Source organism: Thalassotalea hakodatensis (genome assembly GCF_030295995.1).
In the GTDB taxonomy this organism is placed as follows: Bacteria; Pseudomonadota; Gammaproteobacteria; order Enterobacterales; family Alteromonadaceae; genus Thalassotalea_C; species Thalassotalea_C hakodatensis.
Map to the genome: position 1 here is coordinate 2,021,036 of NZ_AP027365.1, position 21,045 is coordinate 2,042,080.

Below are 21,045 nucleotides of genomic sequence, written 5' to 3' on the forward strand. Positions count from 1 at the left end.
AAACTCAAAAGCTAGTTGCAAGCATCTTTTAATGCTTTGCAGGCTTTGAAACTAGGTACAGTTGATGCTGCAATTCTAATTTCAGCGCCAGTTTGTGGGTTACGTCCTTTGCGAGCAGCACGGGCAGATATTTTAAATGTACCAAATCTTACAAGGGTGACATCATTACCCTCGACAAGCTCGGAAGTAATTGTGTCCATTAAACTATTCAATGCTCTTCCTGCCGCTGATTAACTAATATCCGCGCTTTCGCAATTTTGTCTACTAGTTGTCCTTTGTTCATTATTGTTTTTATTAATACTAAAAAAATGGCTGCTTATAGCAATGGAGATGAAGTGAATTTTTATTTTTATCTTAAAAATGGGCACATAGAACCATAGAGTTTATGATCAATTGGTGGTAATAGTGAATGTTTAGCTATAACTCGTTATGGAGCACAAACAGTCATAGTTTAATGTGCCATCAATTTAAGCTTCACTTCATAAAGTTAAGCTACCGTGGTTAGTATTTATCTTAAAGTAGCCGTTCATCTTTTTTATCACCTACTTTTATTTCATATCAATATTTTTAAAACAGTCGGAACTACATACTATGCCAACCAAGCCTTACCAAAATTTTGTTGATGATCTCAGACAGGTGTTACCTAATGAACGCATTATTACAGACTATACAAAGAGGTTTGCTTACGGTGTAGATGCCAGTTTTTACCGATTGATTCCGAAAGTTGTTCTATTAATTGATAATGAAGAAGAGCTTATTTTTAGCCTTAGAAAGGCACATGTTGCCAACCTCGCTGTTACATTCAGGGCAGCGGGAACAAGTTTATCAGGTCAGGCACAATCCGATTCTATTTTGATCATGTTGACAAACAGTTGGCGACATCATGAAATACTGGATTTAGGGCTAAAGATCAAATTAGGTCCTGCTGTTATTGGCGCAGATGCCAATAAGTACTTGTTACCTTACGGTAGAAAAATAGGACCAGACCCTGCCTCCATTGATACTTGCAAAATAGCTGGAATAGCAGCAAATAATTCGAGTGGAATGTGCTGTGGTGTATCACAAAATAGTTATCACACATTGGCAAGCATTAGGGTGATATTAAATGATGGCAGTATATTTGATAATAGCTCATGTGAGCGTGTTGATGAGTTTAGAAAAAATCATTCTAACCTCTTAGATCAAATAAGCACTCTAGCTAATTCTACTAAGGATAATAAAGTACTAAAGGAACTGATCGAACATAAATATCGATTAAAAAATACGACAGGTTATGCAATTAATTCCTTAATTGATTTTGATGATCCTATTGATATTTTGGCCCATTTAATCATTGGCTCTGAAGGTACCCTAGGCTTTATTTCTTCGATAACATATCATACGGTAATTGAGCATAAATACCGAGCTTCGACTCTTATATTATTTCCCGATTTATCTGTTACTTGCAAAGTTGTAAGTATGTTGGCTAATGAAGAAGTCAGCGCAGTTGAACTACTAGATTACCGTTCGTTAAAGTCAGTAAGTAATATGGAAGGTTTACCTGATTTTATTCTTGATGTAAAAGAAGGAAATGCAGCTCTACTGATAGAAACTCGTGCTAATAATCAAGACAGTTTAAATGAACAAGCTAAATTACTAAACAAGGCTATTTCTGCATTTGAGCAAGTTGCTGCTATTAACTTTACTGATGATATTGAGCAATATAGTAAATTATGGGCTATTCGCAAACAAACTTTTCCTGCGGTTGGAGCAGTTCGTGAAACGGGCACAACTGTTATTATTGAAGATGTTGCTTTTCCTGTTGAGAAATTAGCGGAAGGTGTTGCTGCACTTCAGCAATTATTTGATAAATATCAGTATGATGAAGCTATTATCTTTGGTCATGCATTAGACGGTAATTTACACTTTGTGTTTACCCAAGACTTTGCCTCGCAAGTGGAAGTTGATCGGTACGAAGCCTTTATGAATGATGTTTGCCAACTCGTTGCTGTTGACTTTAAGGGTTCATTAAAAGCAGAGCATGGTACAGGGCGAAACATGGCCCCATTTATTGAACTAGAGTGGGGCAAACAGGGCTATCAGTTGATGCGAGATATCAAAGCATTATTTGATCCATCCAATCTGTTAAACCCTGGAGTGATTATCAATGACGATAATAAAGCGCATTTAAAATCATTGAAGGCTTTGCCAAAAGCGGATGATATTGTTGATAAATGTATAGAATGTGGTTTTTGTGAACCAGTATGTCCCTCTGTAGGTTTGAGTTTTACCCCAAGACAACGAATTAGCAGCTATCGAGAAATACAAAGGTTAAGAAAAAGTGATGAAGATCCTAACTTATTGGCCAAGCTTGAAGCTGATTATGAGTATTTAGGTATAGATACCTGCGCAGCTACTGGTTTATGTGCTCAGCGTTGCCCGGTTGGTATTAATACAGGGGATTTAGTAAGGAAATTTCGTAGTGAACGTAATCAAAAACATGAAAAAGTATCGATTAAGCTAGCCAATAACTTTAAAACAATTGAAAGTCTGACACGTTTTTCTTTAGCAAGTGTAGATTTAGCACAAAAAGTACTGGGTAATAATGTTATGTCATCGCTTAGTAAATTGTTGAGAAAACTAAGCTTTAATCGTTTACCTTTATGGACAGAAAGTATGCCTGCTAAGGCAAATTACCACCCTAAACCAGCTGTTGCTCTAGAGAGTGATTCTCGTCCTAAAGTTGTCTATTTTCCAAGTTGTGCAACGCGAACTATGGGACCTGCGAATGAAGCAAAACAGCAAAAGTCGTTAACTGCGGTAACCATGCGCTTACTTGAAAAAGCGGGTTTTGAGATTATTAGCCCAGACTTTTCTGGACAATGTTGCGGTATGCCCTTTAAAAGCAAAGGTATGTTTAATCAAGCCGAGCAAAAACGTCAAGCAACGGTGAATCAGTTAAATCAGCTAAGTAATAATGGACAGTTTCCTATTTTGTTTGATACCAGCCCATGTAAATCAATGTTGTCCGAAGGGGAAGGCGCTAGCAGCAATTTAACTATTTATGAGCCCGTAGGTTTTATTGAAGATATTTTGACGCAGCACCTTACGTTTAGTCCTATTGATGAAAGTATTATGCTACATGTGACTTGTACCAGTAGAAAAATGGGGTTAATGGATAAAATGATCTCATTAGCCAATCGCTGTGCAATAAAGGTGTATATACCTGAACATATCTATTGTTGCGGCTTTGCCGGTGATAAAGGTTTTACTTTGCCTGAGCTAAACGCAAGTGCTTTATCTACCTTAAAATCACAAGTACCTGATGATTGCAGTCAAGGTTATAGCAATAGTCGAACCTGTGAGATTGGTTTGTCAGAGCATTCAGGTATTGACTATCAATCGATTATTTACCTCGTTGACAAGGTTACACAGCCAAGGTTTCCAAAATAAATTAAGATAATTTTTCTTAGGCCTGTTTCAGATTATATTATCGTGGAAATTCTGATTTACAACACCAAGAAAAGACAGTTCTAATGTTAATTTTTGATCTTTCTTCTAATGAACAACCTCAGCTATACCTAGCAAAATGGTATTTTCCATATAAATTTATTGATTAAATGATATCGCTACCAAATTTTGTTAAAGTACTAATGTAAATAATGAAATTTTAAATTGGGAACTTATATTAGTGAATGTATCCAAGCGGGCTAGAATAAAAGACGTAGCTGAAAGAGCAGGTGTATCGAGTATGACTGTCTCTAGAGTTCTTAGTCAAGATACAAAAGTGAGTAGCGCTAAAAAAGAGTTAGTAATGGAAGCTGTTAAAGCGCTTAATTATCGCCCTAATGTAGCTGCCCGTCGATTAGCGAGTAACAAATCTTTTTTTATCGGCTTACTTTATTATGATTCAGACACATCTTACGTGAGTAAATTTTTGCTGCGTGGATTAAAAAGTTGCCGAACGACGGGTCATCATCTCGTTGTAGATGAAATTGACGATGATATTGAAAAATCATTAGCATCTGTTAAAGACTTGATAGAAGTTACTCAGGTTGATGGGTTAATTTTATTGCCTCCTGTTTGTGATGACGCAAAATTACTCGCAACCTTACAAGAAGCTAACATGACTTTTGTCAGGATTTCCCCTGATACCCAGTTAAATATTTCACCTTATATTTGTATGGATGATTATCAAGCTAGTTTTGAAATGACAGAGCTGCTTATTAATAAAGGTCATACAAAAATCGGCCATATTATTGGTAATACGAATCAAGGCGTGAGCCGATTACGTTACCAAGGTTACCTTGATGCCTTACGCTCTCATCAAATTAATGTGCCACCTGAATATATTGAGCAAGGCTTGTTTACTTATGATTCAGGTCTCGCAGCAGCTAAAAAAATGCTCGCACTCGATATTAAACCAACGGCAATAGTCGCGGCAAATGATGAAATGGCTGCAGCTGTTTTGGCCGCTGCCCATTTAAATAGAATTGCAGTACCAGAAGAGTTATCTATTTCTGGGTTTGATGATGGTAATGTTGCAATAACCGTATCACCAAACTTAACAACAGTGCGGCAACCAATTCAAGAAATGGCTGAGTTAGCTATTGATATTATTGCGTCAGGGAAGTTTTCAGATTTATCAACGGCAAATCACCGTGAATTCAGAAATGTGCTCGATTTCGACATTATTGAAAGAAATTCGACAGGACAAGCACCTCAAACATAGTTTCTTATTGTGCTTTGATTAATGCATATCGAATTTCGGTTTTTAAAGGACCGTTCGGAGAAGTCATGTGAAAAGGGAAGGCAAGTTGATTTGGGCTATCTGGGCAAAACTGAGGCTCTAAACAAATGCCTTGGTTCGGAGTAAAAGGTTTATTTAAATGTTTGCCAGCATATACTTGTATTGCCGGATAATTTGAGCTGACTTGTAGCGTTAGCTTTTTATCTTGACTCGTCAGGCTGGCATGCTTTAACGCTATTTTTTCTATTGTTGTGTCTTGTAAAGATAGAATGAAATTGTCATCAAGTGATTGATTGTTATTCGCTTTTGATATTGTTGTCGGTGAGCTAAAATCATAATGGCTTCCTTCTACGGGCTGAATTTCACCTAGAGGTATGCCGTGTTTATTCACAGGTGTATAGTTGCTGCTGTTAACTTGCAGGTTGTGTTCAGTGCTCTGCTGTTTTGCATTTAAATTGAAATAGGGATGAGCAGTTGGCCCTACTATTGTGGCTTTTGCGGTGTTGACTTCTATGTTAATGATGAGTTCACTCGTTGGTGAAATTTCGTAATTTACCTTAATGCTAATGTTTCCAGGGTAACCGTTAAAGCCGTCTTTTAATTGACAAGTTAAGGTAAGTGAACTGTCATCATGGTAACTACATTGCCAAAACTGGCTGTCTAACGCTCCCTTGCCACCATGTAATTGGTTTTTTCCTTCATTGGCTGATAAGGTCACTTCCTTTTCATCAACTGTGTAACAAGCATTAGCAATTCTATTGGCGTATGGTCCAACAATTGCGCCCATGAAAAAAGGATCTGTTAGGTAATCTTCAAGGTCTGGATAGCCTAAAACAATATTACGACTTTCATCACCCACTTTGGTTTGCCAACGAATGATGCGTGCACCAAAATTAGTTATAGAAAGGGTATCGCCTTGGTGATTTTTTATCTCATAAGCGGTGATTCTAGTCATCAGGGAGCCTTATTTATCAGCTTTACTATCTTGGTAAAAGTGCATCAAACCTTGAGTTGAGCTATCGTGAGTATCACTGATACTGTTTTTAGCTAATTCTGCCTGTATGTTATTCGCTAAGCCTTTACCTAGTTCAACTCCCCATTGATCGAATGAGCAAATTTGTAAAAGAATGCCTTGCGTGAATATTTTGTGTTCATACAGCGCAATTAAGCTACCGATGGAGCGTGGTGATATTCGTTTCATCAATATGGTATTCGTGGGTCTATTACCTTTATGCACTTTATGAGGCACAACTTTATCAATATACTCAGGAGTCCTTCCTTTCATTTTTAAGTCTTCTCGTACTTGTTGTTCATTAACACCTTGCATTAACGCTTGAGTTTGAGCGAAAAAGTTAGCCATCAAAGTTTCATGGTGACCTTGTACAGGTGTTACACTTTCAACTGAGCCAATAAAATCAGTCGGGACAATATTATTACTTTGGTGTAAGTATTGATAAAAAGCATGCTGACCATTAATGCCTAGTTCACCCCAGATAGAAGGCACAGTAGGGTAGTCAATAGACTCTCCTTGCCAGTTAACAGACTTGCCATTACTTTCCATTTCAGCTTGTTGTAAGTAGGCTGACAACATATGCAGTGACTGGTCGTAGGGTAAAATAGCTTGAGATTGAGCGCCTAAAAAGGTGCAATTCCATAGACTTAACAAAGCTAGTATCACAGGAGCATTTTGTTCCAGTGGTGCTTGAGAAAAATGGTTGTCAATTTCATGGGCGCCTTCGAGTAATTCAATAAATCGCTCAAAGCCAAGATCAATGGCAATAGGTAAACCTATTGCTGACCATAATGAAAAACGACCACCAACCCAGTCCCACATATCGAAGATGTTCTCTTCGTCTATGCCAAACTCAGTCGCATTCTTCTTATTTGAAGAAACCGCGACAAAGTGTTTGGCAATGGAAGATTCATCAAAAGAAGACGCCACTAACCAACGCATTGCTGTTTTTGCATTGGTCATCGTTTCAGTGGTAGTAAAAGTTTTACTCGATATGATGAACAAGGTTTTTTCTGGGGTTAATGGCCTTAATACATTAGCGATTTGTGTTCCATCAACATTAGAAACATAATGCACATTGATACTATTATCACTGTATTGTTTTAAGGCTTCAGTAACCATTTGCGGCCCTAAGTTTGAACCGCCAACACCAATATTCACCACGTCAGTAATACGCTTTCCTGAGTAACCTTTCCAGTGCCCCTGACGAACATTATCTGAAAAGGCCTTCATTTGAATTAGTGCTTGTTGAACGTCTTCATCAATGTTTTTCCCCGCTAAGATTATCGCTTTGTGTGAGCGATTACGCAGGGCAATGTGTAATACCGATCTATCCTCTGTGGTATTAATACGCTCACCAGAAAACATTTTTTGCCGCCAGCCTTCTACGTCACATTCTTTCGCTAAGGCGAGCAGTTTTGACATTGTGTTTTCATTGATTAAGTTTTTAGAGTAATCGAGTAAAAACGGCGCTAGTTTGATAGAAAACTGTTCAAAACGATGAGGGCTTTGTTTAAAAAGCTCACTCATGTGTTGCTGTTTCATCTCAGTTGCATGAGTTACTAATGCTTGCCAGCTGTCTAATGAAGTTCTTGATTGCATAGTTTTTTTTTCCAACTCTAATATTTACTCAATTAATATTTATACAGGCTCAGTCGTTCAGGTTCTTTTTAATGACTTTGAGCGTTGTTGCAACGACATTTTCAATTGTGAAGCCAAAATGACTTAACAGTTCAGCGCCCGGTGCTGATTCTCCGAAAGTGCTCATGCCGATGATTTCGCCTGCTCTACCGACATACTTATGCCAGAAATCAATATGCGCTGTTTCAATGGCGATGATGGACTTTACGTCACGTGGTAATACGTTTTCTTGATAGCTGAGTGGTTGCTGATCGAATACATTGGTACTTGGCATAGAAACAACGCGGATATTTTTTCCTTGCTTTGTTAATACTTTTGCTGCATTAACGGCTAACGCAACTTCAGAGCCTGTGGCTATGATGATGGCCTCAGGTGTTGCTTGGCAGTCAACTAAGATATAACCACCTTTTTCAATATTATTGACTTGTTCATCATTTCGATCTTGATGTGAAAGGTTTTGACGACTAAAAATTAATGCACTGGGTCCATGCTGTTTTTGAATGGCTGCTTTCCAAGCGACCGTAGACTCAACCGCATCGCATGGGCGCCATGTTGTTAAATTAGGCGTCATACGTAAATTGGCAATTTGCTCTATAGGTTGGTGAGTAGGGCCGTCTTCACCCTGTCCAATGGAGTCATGGGTATAAACAAAAATATTTTGAATCCCCATTAGTGCTGACATGCGTACTGCATTTCGGGCATATTCCATAAACATTAAAAAGGTTGCGCCGTAATTGATGAAACCATCATGCAATGCTAAACCATTCATGATGCCACTCATGCCAAATTCTCGTACGCCGTAAAAGAGGTAATTACCGTCAGCATCATCAGCTGAAATGCCTTTTGAGCCAGACCATAATGTTAGATTAGAGCCGGCTAAATCGGCTGAGCCACCTAATAATTCAGGTAATAAAGAGCCAAAGACTTCTATCGCGTTTTGAGATGCTTTGCGACTGGCAATATTTTGTCCTTGTTGCTGACATTGCCTGATATATTGTTGGGCTTTTTCTTCGAATTTCTCAGGTAACTTTTTCTCTATAACACGACGAGTATATTCTTGAGCTAGTTCTGGGTGACTACTTTGATAGGCTGAAAACAGTGTTGACCACTGTGATTCAGCTTGACTACCTTTGTCTTTGGCATCCCAACCTTGATAAACCTCTTGAGGGATTTCAAAGGGAGCATGTGGCCAATTTAAAAACTCCCTTGCAGCAGCAATTTCTTCATCTCCTAACGGTGCACCGTGACAGTCATGTGAGCCTGATTTATTGGGTGAGCCAAATCCTATAGTTGTTTTACAACAAATCATAGTGGGTTTATCACTCATCGCTTTAGCTTGTTCAATGGCTAAATTGATGGCAGTAGGATCGTGACCATCAACATCACTGATTACATGCCAACCGTATGCTTCAAAACGAGCAGGGGTGTTATCTGTAAACCAGCCTTCAACGTCGCCATCAATGGATATGCCATTATCGTCCCAAAATGCGATGAGTTTCCCTAAGCCTAAAGTACCAGCTAGGGAGCACACTTCATGAGAAATTCCTTCCATTAGACAGCCGTCGCCTAAAAAGCAGTAAGTGTAGTGATCGACAATGTCAAAATTAGGACGGTTAAAATGTGCTGCTAAAGTTTTTTCAGCTATGGCCATACCTACGGCATTTGAAATACCGGCTCCTAATGGGCCAGTGGTGGTTTCTACGCCAACGGTATAACCGTATTCTGGATGACCAGGTGTTTTTGAGTGTAATTGTCTAAAGCGTTTTAGTTCATCAATAGGTAAGTCATAACCACTTAAGTGCAGCAATGAATAAATAAGCATAGAGCCGTGACCATTACTTAAGATGAAACGGTCACGATCAGCCCATTGCGGATTTGCAGGGTTATGCTTTAAATGGTCATTCCATAGTACTTCAGCAATGTCTGCCATCCCCATAGGAGCACCTGGGTGACCTGATTTTGCTTGTTGGACCGCATCCATGGTTAAAGTACGGATAGCATTAGCGAGATGCTGCCTTGAAGACGTCATGATAATTTCCTATAAAATTGATTATTAATGTTTTGTACTAGCCACTCACATTGATATGAGTGGCTATTGTAATGCTAGGTTAGCAGTACTTTTTAATTAATTATTGAGCAACAAGTTCACTCACCATTTGCTCTAAAATGGCTTGATCTTTAGCAAAGTTGCGAATGCCTTCAGACAGTTTTTCAACAGCCATGGCATCTTCATTATGTTGCCATGAAAAAGAGCTTTCATTCAGTGGCGTCAGGTTCTCTCTTGATTGCACTGCCACTGATTCAGCATCAAGTTTTGTGATGAGTTCACCTTCGCTTTCTTGAAGTTCGTTCAGCAAGGCAGGTGAAATGGTTAATAAATCACAACCCGCTAATTCAATAATTTCAGAGGTATTTCTAAAGCTCGCGCCCATCACAACTGTGTTGTAATCGTAAGTTTTGTAATATTGATAAATACGAGTAACTGATTGAACACCGGGATCATCAGCACCAGTAAATTCTTTATCTTCTTTGGCTTTGTACCAATCTAAAATCCGACCCACAAAAGGAGAAATTAAGGTCACATTGGCTTCTGCACAAGCAACTGCTTGAGCCATCGAAAATAGTAAGGTTAAGTTACACGCTATACCTTCTTTTTCAAGTTGCTCTGCAGCTTTTATTCCTTGCCATGTAGAAGCTAATTTGATTAATACACGGCTTTTGTTAATACCGGCTTTTTCATAAAGGGCGATTAACTTACGGCCTTTCTCGATACTGCCTTGCGTATCAAAAGACAAACGAGCATCGACTTCTGATGAAATACGGCCGGGAACATGCTTTAGTATTTCACAACCAAAATTCACAATTAATTGATCGCAAACATCATCGGTATTGGCTTCGCCATTAACCGTTGATTGTTCAATTGCATCATTAATTAGGTGTTTATATTGTGGTAACTTGGCTGCTTGTAAGATTAGTGAAGGGTTAGTGGTAGCATCAACAGGGTTTAATGCTTTAATGGAGTCAACATCGCCACTGTCGGCAACGACTGTTGTCACTAATTTAAGTTGTTCTAATAAATTCATTTTAATATTACCCATGCTATGACGTTGGCGCTGTCATAAACATGGGCGTACCTTATAGTTTTAATCTAACTCATCTCTCAACAAGTTAGCTTTAATTAAACGTAACGGTTAACAATATTTTCAAGTAGCTCTTGACGACCAGATACTTGTGACGGGTTAATATCGTTTTCTAGCACAAGTTTAGATAAGCTCTCTAAGCTTTGATCGCCCGCCATAATGCTTTGGCCTAAATCTTTTTTCCAACCAGCATAACGGTTTTCAACAAAGTCAGATAAAGGCGCGTCTTCGATTAACTTCGCGGCATTTAACAGTGATTTAGCCATAGTGTCCATGCCACCGATGTGACCAATGAATAAATCATCACGCTCACAAGATTGACGACGTAATTTAGTATCAAAGTTAAACCCACCCGTTGTTAAACCACCGGCTTTAAGGATTTCATACATGACTAAAGAACACTCAGCAACATCGTTAGGGAATTGGTCTGTATCCCAACCGTTTTGCATATCACCGCGGTTAGCATCAACACTACCCATAATACCTTCAGCACATGCGGTAGCAATTTCATGGTGGAAGCTATGGCCTGCCAATGTTGCATGGTTTGCTTCAATATTTACTTTAACTTCACCAGCAATGCCGTGCTTGTGTAAGAAACCTGCAACGGTTGCTGTATCGTAATCGTATTGATGTTTGGTAGGTTCTTGTGGCTTAGGTTCAATTAATAACGTGCCTTTGAAGCCAATTTTATGTTTATGTTCAATAACCATTTTAAGGAAGCGTGCGTATTGCTCGCCTTCTTGTTTAAGATCTGTATTTAGTAATGAATCATATCCTTCACGGCCACCCCAAAGTACATAGTTTTCACCACCTAAACGGTGAGTAACATCCATTGCGTGTTTTACTTGTGCAGCAGCATAAGCAAATAACTGTGGATCAGGGTTAGTTGAGCCGCCCGCACAAAAACGAGCATTTGAGAATAGGTTAGCAGTACCCCAAAGTAATTGAACACCAGTGCGAGACATTTCTTTTTCGAAAATATCTGCAATGTGGTTAACATTTGAATGAAATTCTTTTAGTGACGCACCTTCAGGTGCGATATCAGAATCGTGAAAACAGAAATAGGGAACACCTAATTTTTCGAAGAATTCAAACGCTACTTTTGCTTTTTGTTCAGCAAGCTCTAATTGGTTGCCTGTTGCTTGAATCCATGGACGTTCGAACGTACCAGCACCAAAAATGTCTGAGCCAGCCCAACAAAAGTTATGCCAGTAACAGGCAGCAAACCTTAAGTGTTCTTTCATTGTTTTGCCAAGCACTACTTGGTTTTCATCATAGTAACGAAAAGCAAGTGGATTTGTGCTATTAGTGCCTTCGAATTGAATTTTGTTTACGTTGTTAAAAAATTGACTCATGGTCTACTCCTAGTTAATTCTGTAAATAGTCTTAAGTTTAAAAATGATCTTTTAAGCTTTGATAAAGTTGTTGATATTTTTTGTGCTGAGCAAGGTAATAGTCTTGCAAGCTCTTATCAGGTTCGATAACAAAATCAATGTCGCTAGCGACACAAACATCACTGGCTAGAGAATTTGTTACACCGATTTTGGCGAGACGAGCTGCTCCAAAAGCTGGGCCAACCTCTCCACCTTTACGGTAAGTCAGTGGCTTGTTCAGTACGCTAGCAAGAATGCGTCCCCATAGAGCACTGCGAGCACCACCACCAATAACTGACACTTGATCGATTTTTGTACCAGCGGCCACTAGGGCTTCTTGGCCATCAGCAAAAGCAAAGGCAACTCCTTCTAAGACGGCACGACCTAATGTTGCTGCATCAATAGCATGGTCAAGGCCAAAGAAAACACCCTTAGCGTTAGGGTTATTATGTGGCGTACGTTCACCTGATAAGTAGGGTAAAAACATCACAGGGCACGGAATAGATAAATCGAGTTTTTCGACTTCATCTAATAATGCTTTTTCATCGCTAAAACCTGTTAGCTTAGTTACCCAAGATAGACAACTTGCGGCACTTAATACCACTGACATTTGATGCCAAGTATTTGGGATACAATGACAGAAAGTGTGTACCGCGCTATCAGGGTTTGGGTTGTATGTTTCATTGGCAACAAAATAAACGCCAGAAGTACCTAGAGATAAAAAGGCTTCATTGGGATTAATTACACCTATGCCCGATGCACCGGCGGCATTATCACCACCACCTGCAATTACGGGCACTTCATTTATACCCCACTGTTTAGCTATGTCGTTATTTAGATAACCAGTAATTTCTGACCCTTCAAATAGAGTAGGCATATGCTCAATAGTTAAACCAGTTGCGTCTAACATTTGTGTTGACCACTGTCTTTTTTCAACATCTAACCACAGCGTACCTGCACTATCAGACATGTCTGAAGCAAAGTCACCTGTCATCAAAAATCGTAGGTAATCTTTAGGCAGTAGTACTTTCTTAACCTGATTAAAGTTTTCTGGTTCATTTTCTTTTAGCCAAACGAGCTTGGGTGCTGTAAAACCTGGCATTGCAATATTGCCTGTTATAGCACGACTATTTGGTTCAAGTGCTTCAATAGTCTTACACTGTTGTTCACATCGGCCATCATTCCATAGGATTGCGGGTCGAATAACTTGGTTTTCGCTATCAAGTAAGGTCGCACCATGCATTTGGCCTGATAAACCAATGGCCTTAACTTGCTTTAAACTATCAGCATGTGACTGTTGAATTTCTGTGATTGCAAGTTGTGTAGCTTGCCACCAATCAATTGGATTTTGCTCAGACCATAAAGGTGCAGGGCGGCTAACTGTTAGTGGTGAAGAGGCCTGTGCAACTAAGCCATCTTGATCATCAAGGATGATAACTTTTACACCAGACGTGCCTAAATCTATACCCAAATACATAAGAAACTCTTTTTGTTAAACTGCTTGTTAGCGCTAACATTATCATTATGTTTTTTGTTTGGCAATGATTTTGTATCTGTAAATGATGATTACTGATGAACAACGTTTTTCTTATACGGAAAGTAAGTGAGGTTCTTTTGTGTTGCTATATGTGTAAGGAAATAATGCCGTTTGAACGGATCTGAACTACGAATTTTTGGTTGTATGAAGGTATGACTTTCTATTGTTTTGTATTTTTGTGATAGCGTTAACAGTTTTTCGTGTTTTAGTGGGGAGAGGGAACAAATTTGTGAGTTGTCATTTTTACGATAGGTTAAACTTTCATAACGAAGCTTATTATCTTTAAATTGATTAAAGGGAAAGCAAGTTTAAGTCACTCTATTAGTCAGTAAGACCTAGCAAAAATAAAGAATCTGCTCAATCAAGTGGCCTTATATTTACAAGAACAAAATTATACAACGCAAATTGTTATGGTTAAAAAAGTACCATAATCAGCTAAATATAACTTGGCTCAGTAATTATGTTATCCCCTATGCTGATCCCGTTATATATTATTTTCAGTTAAATAATTTCAGTTAAAGTGTGATTGTTTGATGAAAATAATTATGATGATGAATATATGATTATTACGTTAACTTGCACAAAAATATAGATAAAATTGAATTGATAAATGAAAGTGTTTGGCATTCAGGTTTGTTTAATAAACGATATGTAGGCTTTGTAATGAGATTAGTTCAAATTAAAAAAAGTCTCTCTAAGAGGCAGGAATACTTTACTACATTGGGATTTGAGCACTAAAGCTCATATCAACACAATGTTACATAGCAACTCAGCTAGATAACATTATAATTGAATTCATAGGGGAAGTAGGCATGAAACTTAACTCGATAACCAAGGCTGTTCTTTTAGCTTCATTAACCAGCATGACATCATATGCTTTTGCTGAAGAAGCCGTTGAAAATGCAGAAGCTGTAAATAACGAACTTAAAATAGAAAAAATCACCGTTACTGCACGTAAAATAAAAGAGAGCTCTCAGGAAGTACCTGTATCCATGAGCGTTATAACGTCAGATGCACTTGATAATATTGCTGCCTTTGAGTTTGAAGATATATCAAAACTTTCACCTGGTTTAGAAGTATCCGGTGATGATGCCATAAGTGGTACTATTAAAATGCGTGGTGTTGGCCGTGATGCCTTTGCAGGTAATATGGATGATTCCGTGGTTGTCTTTATTGATGGTGTAGCCCAAACTTCTGTTGGTGCTGCTTTTGGTTCTTTATCTGATATTGCTCGAGTTGAAGTACTACGTGGTCCTCAAGGTACTCTTTACGGTAAAAACGCGCCAGCGGGTGCTATTAACATTACCACTAAAAGTATTGATATGTATGAATTAGGTGGTGGTTTTACAACCAGTCATTTTTATACTGACGAAACATCTACTTACGGCACGTCAAACAAAGCACATCTTAATATTCCTTTAATTGACGGTGAATTAGGTATGCGTGTGTCGGGTTTTTATGATGACGACGAAGGCACTCTCTATAATGATTTCTTAAAAACTGAAGCAAATGACAGTAAACGTGAAGGTGCTAGAGTAAAAATTCAATATATTCCAACGGACAATTTAGATATTACCTTTATCGGTAATTATAGTGACAACTATAATGGTAAACCATTTGGTTATATTCCGGGCTTTGGCCCTAACTTTATTGCTGATAAAGAAGCTGCTGCACAAGGGACACCAGCTACGGCTAACAATACCTTCGAAGATAAATTAGGTACTGATATCCCGCTAGGTAGTCCAAATGATTATCTTATTTACTCTGATATTAATAGTCATAGTAAAACGCGTTTAAAAGATGCCCAATTAAATTTTAACTGGGATACTGAAACGCATTCATTAATCTCAATTACATATTACCAAGAAGTTAATACTAAGTTTGTTTCTGATCAAAATGGTACACCGATCATTGATGGCTTGCTTGAGATTGAAACTAATCAAGATTTATTTTCGCAAGAATTACGTTTAAGCAATATTGACAATGAAGTTTTTGACTACCTTTTAGGTTTTTATTATTCAAAGTCAGAAACTAACGGCCCTGATGATGGCTCTGTAGGTAGTTCTTTTAAGCAATTTGGTGCGAGTCAATTTATACCCGGTGTTGGTTTCATCAGTTTGGATATAGATTCTCAAATATTTTTAGAAGGTGAGACAGAGTCTTTTGGCTACTTTGGACATTTTAATTACCATTTTAACGAAGAATGGACCTTTGCTGCTGGGCTTCGTTATAACGATGAAGAAAAAACCAGCCAAGCAGACTTTTTTATTGTCAATAACATTCCTGCTTTTGGGGGCGAACAAGCACCAATTCAATTACCAGGATTAGAAAGAAGTACTGAGAAATACAGTAATGTTTCTGGTAGCTTGAAACTACAATATAAGCAAGATGAAGACATCATGTATTATATAGCGTTAGATACTGCTTATCGTTCAGGTGGCTTTAACATAAGTACATTGGCACCATTAGATAACTTACGTACTTTTGAACCAGAAGAAAGTACAGCCCTTGAAATAGGTATGAAAGGTAGTTTCTTTGACAGCCGTTTACAGTGGAATATTGATGCGTACTATCAAGAGTTTAAAGATTATCAGTTTGGTGATTTACCACGTCAAGATAACTACTTTCCAGGTACATTTACTGACATAGGCTCAGATGACCCGGTAAACCCATTAACCTTGGCTCAATCACATGTACTAAATGCCGATAAAGCGGTTAGTCAAGGTATTGAAACTGATTTTATTTACTTGGTTTCACACAACTTTGTTTTAAGCGGTGCGATGACCTATATCGATACTGAATATAAAGAGTTCATGGGTTTTTGTGATACAGGGGAAGGTCCAACAAATCAGCTATATTGTGACTTTAGTGGTCGTGGCATAGGATCTAACTTTGGTGTAGAACCTGCTTCATTTTCAGCAAACGTAAACTCGTTATTTCACTCCGACATAAATGCTTGGGGTGTGAAAATGTCTAACTCTTTGCAGGTTAACTATGATGATGTTAAAAAGTTCAGAGCTGACTATCACTTAGGTTTTGAACCACTTGACGGCGACTGGAGCGTGAAGCTATTTGTTAAAAATTTATTTGATAGGGAGTCAGGTCATATTTATCAAAGACCAGTTGGCCAAACGCCACCTTTTGACACCTTCAATTATGATTTAGTGCGTCCACGTCAAATTGGTGTAACCTTCGGTTACAACTTCTAATTAAATTTTTTAATGAGTTATCAGGCCATTACTTTTCATGAGTAATGGCCTTTTTGTTTTTCTTCTCACAAGAGTTTTTCAGTTTTACTTCAGTTTGATGACATACTCTGGTCTATAGTTAATATATTGACTAATTAACGTGAGTGTTAACAGTCAATTCAACTATTTCAATACAAAGAATGTTGTAGATTTTTAATCATTAGTTATACTGAAACATCAACGGGTTAGCTTATCTTTATTTTATTGTTGTAAGGATTGTCATGAGAATATTATTGGTTGAAGATGATTTTCAATTAGGTGAATCGTTAAAGTCAGCCTTGAGCCTTGAAAATTATGCGGTAGATTTAGAAACCGATGGCGCAAAAGTTATTCCCATGCTTGAAGCGGGGGATTATGACATGATGGTGCTGGATTTGGGCTTACCTAATGTTTCGGGCGATGAAATCCTCAAAAAGATCAGAGCGGTAGATGATCCTATGCCCGTATTAGTATTAACCGCTCGAAATACCACTGAAGATAAAATAGAAAGCCTTGATCTTGGTGCAGATGATTATTTAACTAAACCCTTTGATATGGATGAGCTCTTTGCTCGTTTACGTTCTTTACTTAGACGCAGTTCAGGCCGCGCAAGACCCGTGCTAATTTCAGGCGATGTTGAACTTGAGCCAAAAGAAAAAATTGTTACTCAAGCAGGAAAAACGGTGATTTTGACCGCAAAAGAGCTTTCAATACTCGAGGCATTGATGTCTAGTGCAGGGCGCTTTGTTTCAAAATCAAGGTTAGAAGAAAGCATGTATGCTTGGGGAGATGAAATAGAAAGTAACACAGTTGAAGTTTATATTTCTCGACTGCGTAAATACTTTGGTCGAGACTTTATAGAAACCCTAAGAAGTGTTGGCTACCGAGTTAAAAAAGGGTGAGATATTCACTAAAAGCCAAAATGATTTTTTTTGGTTTACTGCTACATGCCATTATATGGATATTGGCGACTTCTGCGTCTTCCTATACCGCAGCTCATGTTATTTTCGAAGGCTTAGATAAAGATCTAAAACAACAAGCACAGTACGTCAATTTTTCTACTCGATTATTTCAAAGTTTGTTCAGCAAATTTGCTATTAATGAAGGCTATGATCCCTTAAAAGATGGTGTGGAAATTGGCGAGAGTGTTGGATTAGACGATTTTAATTTAGTTATCTGGAATTTTAATGGCGATTTAATTTATCGTTCACCTAATGCTCCGGGATTTGATTTTCCAAATAAAAATGGATTCACTAATGATACCTTTGTCATTAAAGGTGAAGAGAGCGAATGGCGTATATTTAATAAAAATATTGATGGGGTTTTTTGGGCTTCAGTTGGTATGAATACTGAACAAGCCCGTCAAAGTGCTATCGATTTTGGTATTAAAGCATTATATCCGATGATTTTGATTATCCCATTAACAATATTTGGTGTATATATTGGTAGTAAAAAAGGCATGGGGGCGATTAAAAAAATCTCCAATGAGATCGCCCATCAAAAGCCAGCGTCTTTAATGCCTATAGATGAGCAGAATATACCTGAAGAAGTTTTCCCTTTAGTTGCATCAATTAATGGTTTGTTAAAACGATTAGACGTGGCAATTGAAAATGAGCATCGTTTTACTGCTAATGCATCACACGAATTACAAACCCCGCTAGCGGCAATTAAGGCTGAGTTACAATTGTGCCAGCGTAGCTCCGATAATCCTGAGGTTATTAATGTTTTAGACAGAATTTCTTCACGAGTAGAGCGAGCAGTGTACACTGTTCAACAATTGCTTACTTTGGCACGCATAGAATCTCAAGAGTCAGAACTTAAAGTAGAAGATGTAGATTTAAAGAATATTGTCTTAGAAGATTTGGCTGACTTAGCTCATTTGGCTATAGATAGGGACTTAGGTATAGATTTTCTGGAAAATGAACCCTGGCAAATTAAAGGTAATAAAGAGACGCTCAGTATTTTGATTCGTAATTTACTCACTAATGCCTTTCGATATGCAACACCAGGAAGCCAAATAGAAGTCTCGGCAAATGTTACAACGCAACATGTTCAGTTTTATGTAGCAAATGACAGTAAATTTATTACTGAAGAAGAAAGAGAAAAAATGATAGATAGCTTTTATCGAATCCCTGGAAATGACAAGCCAGGCGCTGGACTTGGCCTCTCAATAGTACAGCGAATTGTTAAGGTTCATCATGCCGAACTTGAAATAGATACATGGAAAGACAATAAAGGCGTTATGGTAAAAGTAAATTTTACTAGAGTTTAAATAGAACTTTTCATCTTCTGCGAGCTGTTTTTCAGATCCGTTTCAGCTCCACTTCATACACTTCACTTAATGTCAGCAAAAGGTTAGTAAAATACTAACCAACCATTGAGGGAAGTGTTATGTCAAAAATTGCCGTGATTACAGGTGGTGAGTCAGGTATTGGGCTTGCATCCGCAAAGTTATTAACCGAACAAAACTATAAAGTCATTGTTTTAGGTCTTAAAGAAACAGATGAGCTAAGGCTTGCTGAAATATCTTTTTTAACTTGTGATGTGAGTAATGCTAAAGCCATTGAACAGGCAATTAATCAAATTGTTGCAGCCTATGGCGCTATTGATTGCTTAGTTAATAATGCAGGCGTACTCTCTTATGGTACCGCAACTGATTCAAGTGAATCTGAATGGGACCATGTGATGGCAGTTAATGTCAAAGGGCCATTTTTATGTGCTAAATATACCATCCCTCATATGAATGATAACGCCGTGATTGTTAATGTCGCAAGCGTACAATCATTTGTCGCTCAGCCATATGTCGCTGCCTATGCCACAAGTAAAGCAGCAATTTTGGGTTTGACCCGCTCTATTGCTATTGATTTCTCTCCTAAGGTTCGCTGCGTTGCTGTTTGCCCCGGCACTATAGACACGCCTATGTTACGTGGTGCTATGGAGCAAGCAGCAGACCCTGAAGCTATGATGAAAGAATTAAATGAAGCTCACTTAACAGGTCGTATTGGACAGCCTGAAGAAGTTGCTGAGCTTATTGCTTTTCTTTGTAGCGGTAAATGTGGATTTATCAATGGCCAAGCTATTCGGGTAGATGGCGGTTTAGGTGTCAATATTGGCGGCAGTAAAAACTAGCACAGAATTATAAATTTGATTGAGAATAGACTATGAAAATTACAAAGATAGAAACAGTAAGATTGACCGAGTTTGGCAACTTATGTTGGGTGCAAATTCATACAGACGAAGGGTTTGTCGGTTTGGGTGAAACTTTTATGGGGCCTGCTGCTGTAGAAGCGTATATTCATGAAACCGTTGCACCTTATCTATTAGGTAAAGATCCACTTCACATTGATAAACACTGGCGCGAATTATACGGATATCTCGGCTTTCGTAGTAGCGGTGTGGAAATGCGAGGCAATTCTGCAGTTGATATTGCCTTATGGGACATTTGGGGTAAAAAAACTGAGCAACCTATTCATCAATTGCTTGGTGGTAAATCACGCGACACCATTCGTACTTATAACACCTGTGCAGGCTATTCATATATTCGCTCATCAGAAGGTCAAACATCAGATAATTGGGGATTACCAAGTGAAGAGCCAGAAGGGCCGTATGAAGATCTAGATGCCTTTTTACATCGCGCTGATGAACTTGCTATTAGCCTATTAGACCAAGGCATAACCGCAATGAAAATTTGGCCATTTGATTCTGCTGCTGAAGCAAATGACGGCCAATATATTACTAACGAACAACTTGAACAGGCTTTAGAGCCATTCAAGAAAATTCGTGCTGCGGTTGGTAATAAAATGGACATCATGGTGGAGTGCCATTCACTGTGGAATTTACCTACCGCGATTAAAATATCAAAAGCATTAGAGCCTTATGCGCCAATGTGGATTGAAGATCCGGTTAAAATGGACAGTTTGTCTGTTATTAAAGAGTTTAGAAATAGAACCACCATTCCGGTAACCGCAAGTGAGACAATTGCTACGCGTTGGGGCTTTAAGGATCTGCTAGAAAACAATGCGACTGATTTTGTCATGTTGGATATTGGTTGGGTTGGTGGAATTTCAGAAGCGAAAAAAATATCGACTATGGCAGAAGCATACCAACTCCCCGTTGCCCCGCATGATTGTACAGGCCCTGTTGTATTAGCTGCATCATGTCATTTATCTCTTAACGCACCTAATGCCGTTATTCAAGAGTCGGTTAGAGCGCTTTACACTGGCTGGTATACCCAAGTAATGGATAACTTGCCACAAGTGAAAAATGGCTATATTACGCCACCAGAAGGGAATGGATTAGGGATGACCTTTAAACCAGAAATATTCGATAGAGATGACTTAGTGGTTAAAACAAGTCAGCTGTAAATACTCCATTTGAGTTTAGGAA

14 protein-coding genes are annotated in these 21,045 nt (G+C 38.4%); 7 read left to right on the forward strand and 7 right to left on the reverse strand.

Annotation, left to right across the window (positions count from 1 at the left end; all coding sequences use genetic code 11):
• Nucleotides 1-11 precede the first annotated feature (11 nt).
• Nucleotides 12-212, reverse strand: coding sequence for an HU family DNA-binding protein (locus QUE72_RS08825; protein ID WP_407704963.1), 201 nt, complete (start codon nucleotides 210-212; stop codon nucleotides 12-14).
• Nucleotides 213-591: 379 nt separating this feature from the next.
• On the opposite strand from QUE72_RS08825, the gene QUE72_RS08830 reads away from it, so the two are divergent.
• Nucleotides 592-3,432, forward strand: coding sequence for an FAD-binding and (Fe-S)-binding domain-containing protein (locus QUE72_RS08830; protein ID WP_286272818.1), 2,841 nt, complete (start codon nucleotides 592-594; stop codon nucleotides 3,430-3,432).
• Between the two features lie 238 nt (nucleotides 3,433-3,670).
• Entirely contained in the window at nucleotides 3,671-4,711 is a 1,041-nt protein-coding gene (locus tag QUE72_RS08835) for a LacI family DNA-binding transcriptional regulator (RefSeq protein WP_286272819.1), read from the forward strand.
• 4 nt (nucleotides 4,712-4,715) lie between these two features.
• Here QUE72_RS08835 and QUE72_RS08840 read toward each other — a convergent pair whose 3' ends face one another.
• The 6 genes from QUE72_RS08840 to xylB form a co-directional block, all read right to left on the reverse strand.
• Nucleotides 4,716-5,684 carry an aldose epimerase family protein gene (locus QUE72_RS08840; protein ID WP_286272820.1) on the reverse strand — a complete coding sequence of 323 codons (969 nt, stop codon included), beginning with the start codon at nucleotides 5,682-5,684 and terminating at the stop codon, nucleotides 4,716-4,718.
• Between the two features lie 9 nt (nucleotides 5,685-5,693).
• Nucleotides 5,694-7,343: a glucose-6-phosphate isomerase gene (pgi, locus tag QUE72_RS08845; protein WP_286272821.1), complete on the reverse strand. Its 1,650-nt coding sequence runs from the start codon at nucleotides 7,341-7,343 to the stop codon at nucleotides 5,694-5,696.
• A gap of 49 nt (nucleotides 7,344-7,392) precedes the next feature.
• On the reverse strand, nucleotides 7,393-9,411 hold the full coding sequence (tkt, locus tag QUE72_RS08850) for a transketolase (protein WP_286272822.1): 2,019 nt from the start codon (nucleotides 9,409-9,411) through the stop codon (nucleotides 7,393-7,395).
• Between the two features lie 100 nt (nucleotides 9,412-9,511).
• Entirely contained in the window at nucleotides 9,512-10,465 is a 954-nt protein-coding gene (gene tal / locus QUE72_RS08855) for a transaldolase (protein WP_286272823.1), read from the reverse strand.
• A 95-nt stretch (nucleotides 10,466-10,560) separates the two neighbouring features.
• A complete protein-coding gene (gene xylA, locus QUE72_RS08860) occupies nucleotides 10,561-11,877 on the reverse strand; it encodes a xylose isomerase (RefSeq protein WP_286272824.1) in 1,317 nt (438 codons plus the stop codon).
• A 37-nt stretch (nucleotides 11,878-11,914) separates the two neighbouring features.
• Nucleotides 11,915-13,372, reverse strand: a complete 1,458-nt coding sequence (gene xylB / locus QUE72_RS08865) for a xylulokinase (RefSeq protein ID WP_286272825.1) — start codon at nucleotides 13,370-13,372, stop codon at nucleotides 11,915-11,917.
• A gap of 872 nt (nucleotides 13,373-14,244) precedes the next feature.
• Between xylB and QUE72_RS08870 the strand changes: the two genes are divergently transcribed.
• The 5 genes from QUE72_RS08870 (at nucleotide 14,245) to QUE72_RS08890 (ending at nucleotide 21,023) form a co-directional block, all read left to right on the forward strand.
• Complete coding sequence (locus QUE72_RS08870) at nucleotides 14,245-16,641, forward strand: TonB-dependent receptor (protein ID WP_286272826.1); 2,397 nt, start codon at nucleotides 14,245-14,247, stop codon at nucleotides 16,639-16,641.
• Between the two features lie 260 nt (nucleotides 16,642-16,901).
• Complete coding sequence (locus tag QUE72_RS08875) at nucleotides 16,902-17,561, forward strand: response regulator (RefSeq protein WP_286272827.1); 660 nt, start codon at nucleotides 16,902-16,904, stop codon at nucleotides 17,559-17,561.
• Nucleotides 17,562-17,581: 20 nt separating this feature from the next.
• Nucleotides 17,582-18,931, forward strand: coding sequence for an ATP-binding protein (locus QUE72_RS08880; RefSeq protein ID WP_286272828.1), 1,350 nt, complete (start codon nucleotides 17,582-17,584; stop codon nucleotides 18,929-18,931).
• Nucleotides 18,932-19,050: 119 nt separating this feature from the next.
• Entirely contained in the window at nucleotides 19,051-19,788 is a 738-nt protein-coding gene (locus tag QUE72_RS08885) for an SDR family oxidoreductase (RefSeq protein WP_286272835.1), read from the forward strand.
• 32 nt (nucleotides 19,789-19,820) lie between these two features.
• Entirely contained in the window at nucleotides 19,821-21,023 is a 1,203-nt protein-coding gene (locus tag QUE72_RS08890) for a mandelate racemase/muconate lactonizing enzyme family protein (RefSeq protein WP_286272836.1), read from the forward strand.
• The last annotated feature ends 22 nt before the right edge of the window (nucleotides 21,024-21,045 follow it).

What these genes read in the sequence shown, in the direction of transcription:
- QUE72_RS08830 (WP_286272818.1), top strand. Translation starts at nt 592, where the DNA reads ATGCCAACCAAGCCTTACCAAAATTTTGTTGATGATCTCAGACAGGTG.
- QUE72_RS08840 (WP_286272820.1), bottom strand. Translation starts at nt 5,684, where the DNA reads ATGACTAGAATCACCGCTTATGAGATAAAAAATCACCAAGGCGATACC.
- pgi (WP_286272821.1), bottom strand. Translation starts at nt 7,343, where the DNA reads ATGCAATCAAGAACTTCATTAGACAGCTGGCAAGCATTAGTAACTCAT.
- tkt (WP_286272822.1), bottom strand. Translation starts at nt 9,411, where the DNA reads ATGACGTCTTCAAGGCAGCATCTCGCTAATGCTATCCGTACTTTAACC.
- tal (WP_286272823.1), bottom strand. Translation starts at nt 10,465, where the DNA reads ATGAATTTATTAGAACAACTTAAATTAGTGACAACAGTCGTTGCCGAC.
- xylA (WP_286272824.1), bottom strand. Translation starts at nt 11,877, where the DNA reads ATGAGTCAATTTTTTAACAACGTAAACAAAATTCAATTCGAAGGCACT.
- xylB (WP_286272825.1), bottom strand. Translation starts at nt 13,372, where the DNA reads ATGTATTTGGGTATAGATTTAGGCACGTCTGGTGTAAAAGTTATCATC.
- QUE72_RS08870 (WP_286272826.1), top strand. Translation starts at nt 14,245, where the DNA reads ATGAAACTTAACTCGATAACCAAGGCTGTTCTTTTAGCTTCATTAACC.
- QUE72_RS08875 (WP_286272827.1), top strand. Translation starts at nt 16,902, where the DNA reads ATGAGAATATTATTGGTTGAAGATGATTTTCAATTAGGTGAATCGTTA.
- QUE72_RS08880 (WP_286272828.1), top strand. Translation starts at nt 17,582, where the DNA reads ATGATTTTTTTTGGTTTACTGCTACATGCCATTATATGGATATTGGCG.
- QUE72_RS08885 (WP_286272835.1), top strand. Translation starts at nt 19,051, where the DNA reads ATGTCAAAAATTGCCGTGATTACAGGTGGTGAGTCAGGTATTGGGCTT.
- QUE72_RS08890 (WP_286272836.1), top strand. Translation starts at nt 19,821, where the DNA reads ATGAAAATTACAAAGATAGAAACAGTAAGATTGACCGAGTTTGGCAAC.